At 69.3% G+C, this 12,041-nt stretch carries 11 protein-coding genes and 1 tRNA gene; 5 read left to right on the forward strand and 7 right to left on the reverse strand.

The window, feature by feature from the left end; all coding sequences use genetic code 11:
- Window positions 1-66 precede the first annotated feature (66 nt).
- On the reverse strand, window positions 67-864 hold the full coding sequence (gene ygiD / locus FOZ76_RS19740; protein WP_143949998.1) for a 4,5-DOPA-extradiol-dioxygenase: 798 nt from the start codon (window positions 862-864) through the stop codon (window positions 67-69).
- 67 nt (window positions 865-931) lie between these two features.
- Window positions 932-1,786, reverse strand: a complete 855-nt coding sequence (locus tag FOZ76_RS19745; RefSeq protein ID WP_143949999.1) for a 23S rRNA (adenine(2030)-N(6))-methyltransferase RlmJ — start codon at window positions 1,784-1,786, stop codon at window positions 932-934.
- A 92-nt stretch (window positions 1,787-1,878) separates the two neighbouring features.
- Between FOZ76_RS19745 and FOZ76_RS19750 the strand changes: the two genes are divergently transcribed.
- From FOZ76_RS19750 to FOZ76_RS19770, 5 genes are all read left to right on the forward strand, one after another.
- Window positions 1,879-1,954: transfer RNA gene (locus FOZ76_RS19750), tRNA-Arg, on the forward strand.
- A 564-nt stretch (window positions 1,955-2,518) separates the two neighbouring features.
- Window positions 2,519-3,235: a TerC family protein gene (locus tag FOZ76_RS19755; protein ID WP_143950000.1), complete on the forward strand. Its 717-nt coding sequence runs from the start codon at window positions 2,519-2,521 to the stop codon at window positions 3,233-3,235.
- A 175-nt stretch (window positions 3,236-3,410) separates the two neighbouring features.
- Complete coding sequence (locus tag FOZ76_RS19760) at window positions 3,411-4,016, forward strand: TetR/AcrR family transcriptional regulator (protein WP_143950001.1); 606 nt, start codon at window positions 3,411-3,413, stop codon at window positions 4,014-4,016.
- Between the two features lie 149 nt (window positions 4,017-4,165).
- Entirely contained in the window at window positions 4,166-5,137 is a 972-nt protein-coding gene (locus FOZ76_RS19765; protein ID WP_246129657.1) for a Bug family tripartite tricarboxylate transporter substrate binding protein, read from the forward strand.
- A gap of 14 nt (window positions 5,138-5,151) precedes the next feature.
- Entirely contained in the window at window positions 5,152-6,342 is a 1,191-nt protein-coding gene (locus FOZ76_RS19770) for a M24 family metallopeptidase (RefSeq protein ID WP_143950002.1), read from the forward strand.
- A gap of 28 nt (window positions 6,343-6,370) precedes the next feature.
- Here the strand turns inward: FOZ76_RS19770 and FOZ76_RS19775 are convergent, their stop codons facing one another.
- The 5 genes from FOZ76_RS19775 to FOZ76_RS19795 form a co-directional block, all read right to left on the reverse strand.
- Complete coding sequence (locus tag FOZ76_RS19775) at window positions 6,371-7,840, reverse strand: aldehyde dehydrogenase (RefSeq protein WP_143950003.1); 1,470 nt, start codon at window positions 7,838-7,840, stop codon at window positions 6,371-6,373.
- 8 nt (window positions 7,841-7,848) lie between these two features.
- Complete coding sequence (locus tag FOZ76_RS19780) at window positions 7,849-8,652, reverse strand: aspartate dehydrogenase (protein WP_143950004.1); 804 nt, start codon at window positions 8,650-8,652, stop codon at window positions 7,849-7,851.
- 88 nt (window positions 8,653-8,740) lie between these two features.
- Window positions 8,741-10,411, reverse strand: coding sequence for a thiamine pyrophosphate-binding protein (locus tag FOZ76_RS19785; protein ID WP_143950005.1), 1,671 nt, complete (start codon window positions 10,409-10,411; stop codon window positions 8,741-8,743).
- Window positions 10,404-11,210: an SDR family oxidoreductase gene (locus tag FOZ76_RS19790; protein WP_425473319.1), complete on the reverse strand. Its 807-nt coding sequence runs from the start codon at window positions 11,208-11,210 to the stop codon at window positions 10,404-10,406. The genes FOZ76_RS19785 and FOZ76_RS19790 overlap by 8 nt, the downstream gene beginning before the upstream one ends.
- On the reverse strand, window positions 11,207-12,034 hold the full coding sequence (locus tag FOZ76_RS19795) for an IclR family transcriptional regulator (protein ID WP_143950006.1): 828 nt from the start codon (window positions 12,032-12,034) through the stop codon (window positions 11,207-11,209). Before FOZ76_RS19795 ends, FOZ76_RS19790 begins: the two co-directional genes overlap by 4 nt.
- Window positions 12,035-12,041: the final 7 nt, after the last annotated feature.

Below are 12,041 nucleotides of genomic sequence, written 5' to 3' on the forward strand. Positions count from 1 at the left end.
GCGTCGTCTCGTCTCATGGTGCAGCCGCCGGACGGCGGCCGCATGGCAGAAGATGATAGCGTCCGCTCAGGCGGACGTCAGCCCATAGGCCGCGCTGCGCATGCTGAGCGAGCCCCATTCGATACCTGCGGTCGGGAAGGCGACCGGCTCGTGCGGCCGGCGCAGGCCGATGGCGTAGAGCAGGGGCAGATAGTGCTCGGGGGTGGGCACGGCGAAGCGGGCCTGCGGGTCCAGCCGCTCCCAGTGCGCGAGGCCGTCGTCGTCGCCCGCCTGCAGTGCCTGGGCGACCGCCTGGTCGAAGCGCTCGGCCCACGCATACGGTTCGGCGGCGTCGCCGCGGCGCGCCGTGCGCAGGTTGTGCACGATGTTGCCCAGGCCGATGACCAGCACGCCTTCGTCGCGCAGCGGGCCCAGGCGACGCGCCAGCGCCAGGTGCTCGGCGCCCGTGCGGTGCAGGTCCAGGCTCAGTTGGACGACAGGAATGTCGGCCTGCGCAAACATGTGCACCAGCACCGACCAGGTGCCGTGGTCCAGCCCCCAATCCTGCGTGTCCAGTTGCACGGGCTCGGGCGCGAGCAGGGCCGCGACGCGCTCGGCCAGGGCCGGGCTGCCGGGCGCCGGATACTGCATGTCGAACAGCGCCTGCGGAAAACCGCCGAAGTCGTGGATGGTGCGCGGCCTGTCCATGGCCGTCACTGCCACGCCCGCCGTCTCCCAGTGCGCCGAGACCGCCAGGATCGCGCGCGGGCGCGGCAGCCGCTGGCCCAGAGCGCGCCAGGCGCGGCTGTATGGCGTATCGAGGATGGCGTTCATGGGCGAGCCGTGCGCCACGAAGAGCGCAGGCTGGATCGCGATATCGGTCATTTGCGCAGCCTCCTGTCGCTGCGGGGCGTATGCCGTGGACGGCGGCGGCCTGCCATGACGAAGAAGTTCAGCCCGCGCTGTCCAGCGTGTACTTGCCGGGTGCTCCGACGCCCAGCTCGCGGGCGAGCCAGGGCAGGGCGGTGGCGAGTTCGCCGCGCAGCGTATAGGGCGGGTTGATGACGAACACACCGCTGCCGTGCAGCCCGATGCCGGTCAGCTCGGGTGTGCCCACGGTAAGGGTGGCGTTGAGCCAGCTCTTGACCGGCAGGCGGGCGAGCTTCTCGGGCAGTTGCTGGGCTTCGCGCCGCTGGATCAGCGGATACCAGATCAGGTAGGTGCCGGTGGCAAAGCGTTCCAGCCCTTCCTTGACCGTCTGCATCACCTGCCGGTAGTCTTTTTTGTCCTCGTACGAGGGGTCGATCAGCACGAGGCCGCGCCGCGTCGGCGGCGGCAGCAGCGCCTTCAGCCCTTGAAAGCCGTCGGTCGCGTAGATCATCGCGCGCCGTTCCTGTTCCCGGCCGCGGCGGCGCACATTGTCGATCAGGACCTGCACTTCGCTGGTGTGCCATTCGAACAGGCGCAGCCGGTCGCGCTCGCCGAGCAAATCGAAGGCGATCCAGGGCGAACCCGGGTAGTAGGCGAGCTTGCCGTCGGGGTTCAGGCGGCGCACCTCTTCGAGGTAGGCGCCGAGCAGCGGCGGCGGCTTGGTGGCCTGCCACAGGCGCTCGATGCCGCTCGTGTACTCGCCCGTCTTGTTGGCCCAGGCGCCGCGCAGATCGTACAGGCCGGCACCCGCGTGCGTATCCAGGTACCAGAAGGGCTTGTCCTTCTGGCGCAGGTACTGGAGCACCTGCACGAGGATGCTGTGCTTGAGCACGTCGGCGTGATTGCCGGCGTGAAAGGCGTGGCGATAGCTGAACATGGAGGAACCGGACGATGGCAGGGGATAACTATAACCTTGCCGGCCCGCGCGGCATGGGCAGGGCCGCCGCCTTGCGCTAAAATCGCTGGCTTGCCCCGGTAGCTCAGTGGATAGAGCACCTTCCTCCTAAGAAGGGGGTCACACGTTCGATCCGTGTCCGGGGCGCCAGATACCTCAATGGCTTACCGAGTGCTCACAAGTGCTCGACATGAAGCGAAGCGCGGTGCGCGAAGCCCGACCGGCGAATCCCACAGCCTTCGTATGGTTATTCTTGACTTCAGGCTTTCAACCCCTAAACTTACGCCCGTCAAGGGGAGTAGCTTTTCCGCCGTAGCATCGTCATTACGGTAATCCGCGCCGACAGGCGCAGAACCCGGTGCTCGGGCAACTTCATCGAGTTGCAAGCAAGACCTTGCCCACGAAGGGCAGGGTGCGCGCATACGCAATGACCTGTGTCCTTCGGGAACAGGTCATTTTTGCTTCTGGAGCCAGTATGTCGACATCCGCATGCCGTTGTGCCCCCATGCGACCGCGCCCTCGTGGCGCGCGTCGCTCGCGGCGTTGCCATTCCGGCAGCGCCGAGCCTCCCTCACCCCCGTTCGGTTTCGCGCCTGCGCTCATTGCGCGGGTGTGCGCTCGGCATGGCCGTGCGCTCCGGCCGGCAAGCCCGCTTCTTCGGGCGGCGCCGGCGTCTCTCCCTTCCCATACGAGTGATACAGCTAGGAGATAGCTTTGCTTGAATTTCTGCAAACCCTGAGCTGGGCGGCGGTGTTCCAGATCATCCTGATCGACATTCTGCTCGGCGGCGACAACGCGGTGGTCATTGCACTGGCCTGCCGCAACCTGCCCAAGAAACAGCGCATGCAGGGCATCCTCTGGGGTACCGCGGGCGCCATCATCCTGCGCGTCATCCTCATCTTCTTCGCGCTGACGCTGCTGACCATCCCCTTCCTGAAGGTCGTGGGCGCGCTCCTGCTGCTCTGGATCGGCGTCAAGCTGCTCATCCCCGAAGAGGACGCGCACGGCAACATCCAGGGCGGGACCTCGATCTGGGCTGCGATCAAGACCATCATCGTGGCCGACTTCGTGATGAGCCTGGACAACGTCATCGCGATCGCCGGCGCCGCTCAGGGTGCGGCGGCGGAGCATCAGCTCGGCCTGGTCATCTTCGGCCTGGTCGTGAGCGTGCCCATCATCATCTGGGGCAGCACGCTGGTGCTCAAGCTGATCGACCGTTTCCCGCTGGTCATCACCTTCGGCGCGGCGCTGCTGGGCTGGATCGCGGGCGGCATGCTGGTCACCGACGTGGTCTTCGTGAACAACTTCGGCGAGCCCTCCACCATGGTGAAGATCGTGGCCGAGCTGGTCGGCGCAGTCTTCGTCGTGCTGCTGGGCCGTACGCTGGCGCAGCGCAAGCGCGCGGCGCTGGAGGGCGGCAACGCCGCCTAAGCCCCAAAGCCGGGGCCCTGCGCGGCCCCGGCCCGCGTAGAATGCGGGCCAGACGCGGATTCGTCCGCGCTGGCCCGTTTTGTTTTGTCGCCGGGCCACTGCCAAGTAGCGAACGGCCGCTGCCGTTCGCCGGCCAGGAGGCGGTCTTCCCGCCGACGAAGAATCGCAGGTGTCCATGCCCAGGAAGAAAATCGATGCCGGTGCGCGCGCGCACAGCGAGCAGGCCGGCCAGCTTCTCGATGCCGCCGCGGCTCATGTGCTTGCGCACGGGCTGGGCGATCTGTCACTGCGCCACATTGCCGAGTCGGTGGGTACGAGCCATCGGATGCTGATCTATTACTTCGGTTCCAGCGACGGCTTCTGGCAGGCATTGCTCCAGCGCCTGCGGCACCAGGAGCAGGCCAAGAGCATCGGCTGGAGCGGTTCGACCCACGGCCCCGCGCACGGCATCGAGGCGGCCTGGGCGCGTTATGCGGCGCCCAACTATCTGCCGGTCATGCAACTGCTCTTCGAGGTCTATGGGCGGGCGATCCGAGACCGCGAACGCTTCAAGCCGTTCCTGGACGAGGTCGTCGGAACGTGGACCGACACGCTCACCCAGACGCTGCAATCGCGCTTCGGAATCGAGCCGGCGCAAGCCAGGGTGCGCGCCCGTCTCGAGCTGGCCACCATGCGCGGCCTGCTGCTCGACCTGGTCACGACGGGAGACCGTGAAGGCACGACCGAGGCGTTGCGCTACTTCGCCCGCCTGATGAACGCCGATACCCCGCCGCAGGCGTAGGAGCAGGCCGCCCGCGCCGACGCAGTGTCGCGCAGCGCGCCGCACGAATTTCCCATTTTTCTGAGGTTTTCGGGCATGGCGCTTTTGCGAAGTTGTGTGTACCATCTGGTACATTATTCATCGACACCGTGTCGAACTGGAGCGCGCGCATGAAAACACCACACTGGATCAAGGGCTTGATGGGCGCCGTGCTGGCCCTGTCGTTCGGGGCACAAGGCTGGGCTCAGGACGATTTCCCGTCCCGGCCGGTACGCCTGGTGGTTCCCCAGATCGGCGGCACGGGCAACGACGTACTGGCGCGTTCGCTGGCCGAGCGCCTGCGCGAACGGTGGAAGGTGCCCGTGGTGGTCGAGAACCGCCCGGGCGCCAACGGCACGATCGCCGCCAACTATGTCCTGGGCCAGCCGGCCGACGGTGCCACACTGTTCCTGGCCGGCGTGTCCAACCTGGCGTTCAATCCTTTCCTGTATCCCACGCTGTCGCATGATCCGCGTCGCGACTTCGCGGGCGTGGCGGTGCTGGCCAACTCGCCGTTCGTGCTGGTGGCCACGCCCGGCCGGTTCACCGGCGGGCTGCCCGGCTTCGTCGAGCAGGCCCGCGCCCGACCCGGCGAGATCAACTACGCCTCGGGCGGCATGGGCAATTCCACCCATCTCGCGATGGACCTGGTGGCCGAGCGCGCTGGCGTGCAGTTGACGCACGTGCCGTTCAACGGCGGCGGCGCCAGCACCAGTCTGCTGAGCGGCGAGACCCCGGTGATGATGAACGTCGTGGCCGGCGTCAAGCCGTTGATCGACGCCGGCAAGCTCGAGGCCTTCGCGGTCACCGGCAAGCAGCGCATCGCCGCCTTGCCCGACGTGCCGACTTTCGCCGAGCAGGGCTACGAGGTCGACGTGCCGGGCTGGTACGCGATCGTCGTCAAGCGCGATACGCCCGCGCCGGTGGTCCAGCGCATCAATGCCGACATCAATGCCGTGCTCCTCGACCCCGCTTTTCGGGAGACGCTGGCCTTCCAGTTCCTGGACCCGATCGGCGGTCCGCCCGAGACGGTCGAGCAATATGTCACACGGGACGCGGACGCCTGGGGCGCACGCATCCGCGCCCTGGACCTGAACCACTGAACGAGGAGGACGATATGGCTCGATTGACGACGGCGGTTCGCGATGCCCGCCATGCCGGCATGCGCGAACTCATGGACCGGCTCGGCGTGGACGCTCTGGCGTTCGGCACGCCGGACTTCTTCCAGTACGCCACCAACTTCCAACTCGATGTCTGGCCCTGGGAGCGGCCCGTGCTGGTCGTGGTGCCGCGCGAGGGACGCACGTTCGCCATCATGAACGAGCTGTCGACCAACCACATGCGCTTTGCCGTCAGCAAGGGCGAGGTCTGGCTGGACGAGGTTGTCTACTACAGCGAGCATCCGCGCGTGCGATCCCGGCTGCCGCTGCTGCCGCAGTTGGGATCGGCGCTCGCCGCGTGCCTGCAGGCGCACGGCCTGGACCGCGCGCGGATCGCCACCGACGGCAATCTCGGCCTGCTGGCGGATGCGCAGCGCTTGTTGCCGGGCCTGACGGTACAGCCCCAGGTGGCCGCGGTGCGCAGCCTGCGATGGGTGAAGCATGCCGAAGAGCTGGCGGTGATGCGCGATCTGGCGGCCTTGACCGACTGGGTGCAGGACCGCTATCGCGAGAACATACGGCCGGGCCGCCTGGTCCAGGAGCTGGATCATGCGATGGCCGGCTTGATGGTCGAGGAGGCCGCACGCCGGTTTCCCGGCGAGGATTTCGACATCCTGCGCTGCTGGACGCTGACCGGTCCGGCGTCGGCGTCGCCCCACGGCGACGGCGCCGCTTGCGGGGCGAGGATCGCCGCGGGCGATACGCTGGTCAACCTCGTCCTGCCGCGCTTGAACGGCTTGTACGTCGAGAACGAGCGCACGTGGTTCTGCGGCACGCCCAACGCCGAACAGGCGCGGTTCTACACCGTCGCGGCGCAGGCTACGGACGCGGCGGCCGCCGCGGCGGTGACCGGTGCCCGAGTGTGTGACATCGATGCCGCTGCCCAGGCCGTGATCGAAGACGCCGGTTGCGGCGAGTACGTGTTCCACCGCACCGGGCATGCCGTCGGGCTGATGCTGCACGAATATCCGGAGGACATGGCGTTCAACACGCGTGCCCTGCTGGCGGGCGAGGTGTATTCCGCGGAACCCGGCCTGTACGTCTACGGACTGGGCGGATTCCGCCTGGACGACACGGTCATCGTCGGCGACGAACCGGAGGTCATCGTCCGCACGCCCAAGACGCTGGAATATGCCACCGTCGGATGACGGCGAGCGGGCCCGCGCCGGGCCTGCCTCAGTCCGCCCAGGGAATGGGCGCCTCGTTGGTGCCCCAGTACATGCCTTTCTGCTCCATGTAGGGCAGGATGCCGAGGCGTCCCTTCTCGCGGCCGAGCCCGCTGTCGCGCCAGCCGCCGAACGGCGTGGACACCGAGAACTGCTTGTAGGTGTTGATCCACACGGTGCCCGCCTGCACCGCGCGGCCCACGCGCCAGGCGCGCTTGAAGTCGCGCGTCCATATGCCGGCGGCCAGGGCATAGATGCTGTCGTTGGCCTGCGCGATCAGGTCGCTCTCGGTCTCGAAGGGCAGGGCCGCGAGCACCGGCCCGAAGACCTCCTCGCGGCACAGGCGCTGGTCGTTGGCCAGGCCTTCGATGATGGTGGGGCGATAGAAGAACCCGTCGCCGGCGCCGTCGGGCCGCGCGCCCCCGGTGCGCAGGCGTCCGCCGTCCTCCAATCCCATGGCGACATAGCGTTCGACGTTGGCGCGGTGCGCGGCGGTGATGAGCGGGCCCATCTGCGTGTTCTCGTCGGCGGGGTCGCCGATGCGCAGGCGTTCGGCGCCGGCCGCCAGGCGGGCGAGGCAATCGTCGTAGATGCTGCGTTCGACGAACAGGCGCGAGCCGGCGATGCACGATTCGCCCGAGGAACTGAAGATGCCGTAGAGCACGCCGTTCACCGCGTGGTCCAGGTCGGCGTCGGCGAACACCATGGTGGGCGACTTGCCGCCCAGCTCGAGCGAGACGGACATCATCTTGTCGGCCGCTACGCGGGCGATGTGGCGCCCGGCCACCGTGCCACCCGTGAAGGCCACGCGGCGTACCAGGGGATGCCGCACGATGGCGTCGCCGATGGTGCGGCCTTCGCCCGGCAGCACGGCGATCACGCCGCGCGGCACGCCGGCCTCTTCGCAGAGCCGGGCGAGTTCGAGCGCGAGCAGCGGCGTGATCTCCGAGGGTTTGAGCACGATGCTGTTGCCCGCGGCCAGCGCCGGGGCGAGCTTCTGCGCTTCGCTCGCGATCGGCGAGTTCCACGGCGTGATCGCCGCGACCACGCCCATGGGCTCGTACACGCTCATGCTGAGGTAGTCGCCGCGCGACGGGGTGATGGTTTCCTCCAGGGTTTCGCAGGCGGCGGCGAAGAACTGGAAGGTGCCCGCGGCGCTGGCGACCAGGGCGCGGGTCTCGGTGATCGGCTTGCCGTTGTCCAGGCGCTGCAGTTGCGCCAGATGCTCGGCGCAGGCGCGGATGCGCTCGGCCACGCGATACAGCACCAGGGCGCGCTCATGCGGCTTGCGGCGCGACCACACGCCGCTCTCGAAAACGCGCTGGGCGTGCTCGATGGCGGCCTGGACATCGTCCAGGCTCGCCGCGTTCAGGCTGGCGACGGGCTTGCCGTCGGCCGGGTAGAGGGAGTCGTAGCGCTCACCCTGGCCCAGGCGCCATTCGCCTGCGACCAGGAGAGGAACGGGTTGCTCCAGGTTCATGGCGGCTCCTAGATCACCAGCGCGGCGGCGCGATTGACGATGGCGCGCAGCACGCTGTAGACCGTCAGCGAGGAGGTCTTGGGGTTGCTCGCGAGCGGCTTGCCGCGCATGGTGAGTTCGAACTCGCCGAAGGCGCCGCGCGCGCGCACGTGGTGCACGTTGTCCGTCACCCCGGGGTCGGCGATCAGGCGCACGGTGGTTGCCTCCAGGCCCAGCCCGGCCAGGGCGATGGTCGCGGCCACGTTGGCGTTCTTGGGAAAGGCCGCCGCCGCTTCCCGGGCCGAGCCGGCGAAGATCTCGGTGGCCTCGGTCAGCTCGGCCAGCACGCAGCGCTCGGCGGCCGGCGTGCCCTGCCAGGCATGGGGCGGCTTGCGGCCGGTATAGACAACCTCGTCCAGGCCGCCCAGGCGGCCGGCAGCCAGGGCGTCGATCCCGCCGATCGCGCCGGAGAGCAGCTCGACACGGGTATGGCCGCGCGCGGCCGCATCGGCCAGGCGCTCGGCCAGGCCCGGTTCGGAGAGCGCGCCGATCGAGACGACGACGCAGGCAATGCCGGCTTCGAGGGCGGGCAGCACGTGTTCGGCGATCGCGCCGTGTCCGGCGCATTCGACCAGCAGGTCGGGGCGGGCAGCCTGCGCGAGCGCCGTATGCACGGCGGGCGGGTGGGCCAGCGCGGCAAGGGCCTCGCGCGCAGCGGTCTGGCCGTCTGCCGGCACGATGACGCTGGCGACGGCGATGTCGGCGCGGCCGTCGAGGCCTTGCATGACGGACTGGGCGATGGCGCCGCAGCCGATGATGGCGACGTTGAGCATGGATGTTCTCGACTGGAGTTGCGTGGACCTCCCTGCGCTGCGGCGCGGGGAGGAGGGCGGGCGCGTCCGGCCCGCTGCGGGGACGGCCTCAGGCGGCCGCTTTGTCCGCCTGGCGCACGGGCGGGCCGGCGAAGGTCGTCTTGAAGGGGCCGATGGCCAGCATGTCCACTTCGAGCAGGCAGGGACCGGGCTGGGCCAGCGCGTCGGCCAGCACCGCGTCCAGGCCGTCGAGCGTGTCGATGCGGCGATGGGCCAGTTGCAGCGAGGCGGCCAGGCCGGCGTAGTCCGGCGTGTGCAGTTCGACATAGTGGCGGCGTCCGCCGTAGTGCGCGTCCTGGATGTTCTTGATGACGCCGTAGCCCTTGTCGTTCATCAGGACGATCAGCATGTCGGCGCATTCCTGCACGGCCGTGGCCAGCTCGCCGATGTTCAGGATGAAGCCGCCATCGCCGGCGAGCACGAAGGTCTTGCGGCCGGTACCGGCCGCGCCCACGGCAGCGCCGATGCCCATGGCCAGGCCCTGCCCGATGCCGCCGCCCAGGGCGTGCACGCCCGCGCGCGGCGAGAAGATCGACAGCAGGCGGTTGCCCCAGATGCTGTTCGAGAGGGTCACGTCGCGCACCCAGTTGAAGTCCTGCCCGGCGGCACGCTGCAGCCCCTCGACCAGCGCGGCGTAGGGGCCGATGCCTTGCACCACCTGCTCGCGCGCCGCGGCGCGCGCGGCGGCCAGGTCGGCAGCGAACGCCGGGTCGACGCGCAGGCGGCCTTCCAGACGGTCGGCCAGCGCGGCCAGGGCAAGCCTGGCGTCGGCGCAGACGAACTGGGCATTGCGATAACCGCGGTCCGACGCGCCCGGCGCGGCGTCGATGCGATAGAGCGGTGTGGGCAGCGCGAGCTTGTAGGTCAGGGTCTCGTTGCCGCGCAGGCGCGAGCCCACCACCAGGGCGGCGTCGCAGGTGCGGTAGAACGCTTCGGCCGCCGCATGCACGTTGAACGCGCCCAGCGAGCGTTCGTCGTCCTCGGGCACCACGCCGCGGCCCTGGGTGCTGGTCACCACGGCAAAGCCCATGTCCATCAAGCGGCGCACCTCGGCGCCGGCATGCCGCGCGCCGCCACCGACCCAGAGCAGCGGACGGCGCGCCTGGGCGAGCGCATCGGCCAGCGCGCCGATGGCCGCCGCGTCGGGCGCGAGCACCGGTACCGGCAGCGGCTGCAGCTCGGCCGGCATGGCGATCTCGGCGCGCTGGATGTCGATCGGGATCTCGACGCTCACCGGGCCGGTGGGCGCGCTCCGCGCGATCTGCACCGCCTGCTTGACCGTGGCGAGCGCGGTTTCCTTGTCGAGCACGCGAAACGCGGCCTTGGACACGGACTTCAGCGTGGCGAGCTGGTCCGGCGCCTCGTGGATGTAGGCCAGGTCGCGATCGAGGTAGGGCGTCTCGATCTGCCCGGTGAGGTGCAGCAGCGGCGTACCGGCGGTGAGCGCCTCGACCATGGCGCCGGCGGCGTTGCCCGCCGCGGTGCCGGTGCTCGTCACACACACGCCCAGCCGGCCGGTGGTCCGCGCGCAGGCGTCCGCCATGTTGGTGCCGCCGGCTTCGCCGCGAGCCGGTACGAAGCGGATGCGGCCCTGGCGCGCGAAGGCGTCGAGGATCGGCATGTTGTGGATCGAGATCACGCCGAAAGCTTCGGTGACGCCGGCTTGGGCGAGAAAAGCGGCGATGGCGTCGCCGACGGTGCAGGTGCGGGAATCAGGCATGGCGGTTGTGTCCTCCGGATACGTCGATGTGACTGCCGGTGGTATAGGAAGAAAGCGGGGAAGCGAGAAAGAAGATGGCGCGCGCGGGCTCGTCGGGATGGCCGAGCCGGCCGAGCGGGATGTGCTTGGCGCGTGCGAGTTCGGCGGTCCAGTCGTCCCAGGACACGCCGCGCTCCTCGCGCGCTTCGTAGCGGCGCCGCCATTGCCCGGAATCGACCAGGCCGAGCAGGATGCCGTTGACGCGGATGCCCAGCGGCGCAAACTCGGTGGCCAGCGAGCGCACCAGGCTGTGCACGCCGGCGCGCGCGGCCGATGTGGCCACCATGTGCGGTTCGGGCTGGATCGCGAGCAGCGAGTTCACGCACACGATGGCCGCCGCGGCGCTGCGTTCGAGCTGGGGCTGGAAGGCGCGCGTGGGATGGATGATCGAAAAGAACTTCAGGTTCAGCTCGGCGAGCCAGTCTTCGTCGCGCGTGCTGGCAAAGGTCGACATGCGGGCCTGGCCCGCGTTGTTGACCAGGATGTCGGCGGGGCCGAGCGCGGCCTCGCAGGCCTGGGCGAATGCGCCTACCTGCACCGGATCGAGCACATCGCAGGCCTGCCCATGTACGCGGGCGTGCGGGAATTCGCCGCGCAACTGCGCAAGCGCGTGCTGCAGGCGCCCGGCGTCGCGCCCGCACAGGCCGACCGCCGCACCGGCGGCCAGGAAGCCGCGCACCGTGGCGAGGCCGATGCCGGAACTGCCGCCGGTCACGATGGCCACGCGGCCGGAAAGATCGTACATGGGAGCAAGGTTCATGCGCTGTGATGCACCGTGTGCGGTGCGTAGTCGAGAAGGCGGGAGAGTTCGTCCGCTGCCCGCCGCACCTTGGCCACCACGGCCTCCTCGGCCTGCGGCGTCGCTTCGAACTCGATCATGGGAATCGTGACGCCGATGGCGGCGACCATCTGGCCGGTGTGGTCGCGCACCGGCGCGGCGGCGCTGCCGACATCGGATTCGAAGAAGCCCTTGTCGATCGCATAGCCGCGCTCGTGGTCGGCCTGCGCGATGGCGTGCATCTCGTTCACCGTGCGCGGCGTGCGCGGCGAGAACGACTGCAGGGTGTCCTCGGGATACAGCGCGCGCAACTGCTCGAGCGTCAGATCGCTCAGCAGCACCCGGCCGAGCAGCGTGGCGTGCGCCGGCAGGCGGGTGCCCACGTACACCGTGCTCACGAACGGCGTGGGCGCGGACGCCTTGGCCACGAATACGATGGCGCGCCCGTCGCGAATGGCGAGGTTGGCCGAGAAGCCGGTTTCGTCGCGCAGTCGTTCGAGCAGCGGGCGGCCGAGTTCGGTGAGCTCCAGCGAAGCGAGGTATTCGAAGCCCAGGCGCAGCACGGCCATGTCGAGCTGGTACAGGTTGCTCGCCTCGTCGCGCCGCACGAAGCCCATGGTCTCGAGGGTGTTGAGCAGGCGGAAGGTGGTGGTGCGCGGCAGTCCGAGCCGGCGCGCCAGCTCGGGTGCGCTCAGGCGCCGTTCGGCGCGGCTGAACTGCAGCAGCAGCTTCAGGCCGCGCTCCAGCGCGGGCACCATGTATTTGTCCTGGAGGCTGTCCGGGGCGGTGGAGGGGGGCTTGGTCATGAGGGTG

This window comes from Verticiella sediminum (genome assembly GCF_007558815.1).
Lineage (GTDB): Bacteria > Pseudomonadota > Gammaproteobacteria > Burkholderiales > Burkholderiaceae_B > Verticiella > Verticiella sediminum.

Excerpts from the sequence above, each read along its gene's own strand:
- ygiD (WP_143949998.1), bottom strand. The coding sequence starts at position 864 with ATGACCGATATCGCGATCCAGCCTGCGCTCTTCGTGGCGCACGGCTCG.
- FOZ76_RS19745 (WP_143949999.1), bottom strand. The coding sequence starts at position 1,786 with ATGTTCAGCTATCGCCACGCCTTTCACGCCGGCAATCACGCCGACGTG.
- FOZ76_RS19760 (WP_143950001.1), top strand. The coding sequence starts at position 3,411 with ATGCCCAGGAAGAAAATCGATGCCGGTGCGCGCGCGCACAGCGAGCAG.
- FOZ76_RS19765 (WP_246129657.1), top strand. The coding sequence starts at position 4,166 with ATGAAAACACCACACTGGATCAAGGGCTTGATGGGCGCCGTGCTGGCC.
- FOZ76_RS19770 (WP_143950002.1), top strand. The coding sequence starts at position 5,152 with ATGGCTCGATTGACGACGGCGGTTCGCGATGCCCGCCATGCCGGCATG.
- FOZ76_RS19775 (WP_143950003.1), bottom strand. The coding sequence starts at position 7,840 with ATGAACCTGGAGCAACCCGTTCCTCTCCTGGTCGCAGGCGAATGGCGC.
- FOZ76_RS19780 (WP_143950004.1), bottom strand. The coding sequence starts at position 8,652 with ATGCTCAACGTCGCCATCATCGGCTGCGGCGCCATCGCCCAGTCCGTC.
- FOZ76_RS19785 (WP_143950005.1), bottom strand. The coding sequence starts at position 10,411 with ATGCCTGATTCCCGCACCTGCACCGTCGGCGACGCCATCGCCGCTTTT.
- FOZ76_RS19790 (WP_425473319.1), bottom strand. The coding sequence starts at position 11,210 with ATGAACCTTGCTCCCATGTACGATCTTTCCGGCCGCGTGGCCATCGTG.
- FOZ76_RS19795 (WP_143950006.1), bottom strand. The coding sequence starts at position 12,034 with ATGACCAAGCCCCCCTCCACCGCCCCGGACAGCCTCCAGGACAAATAC.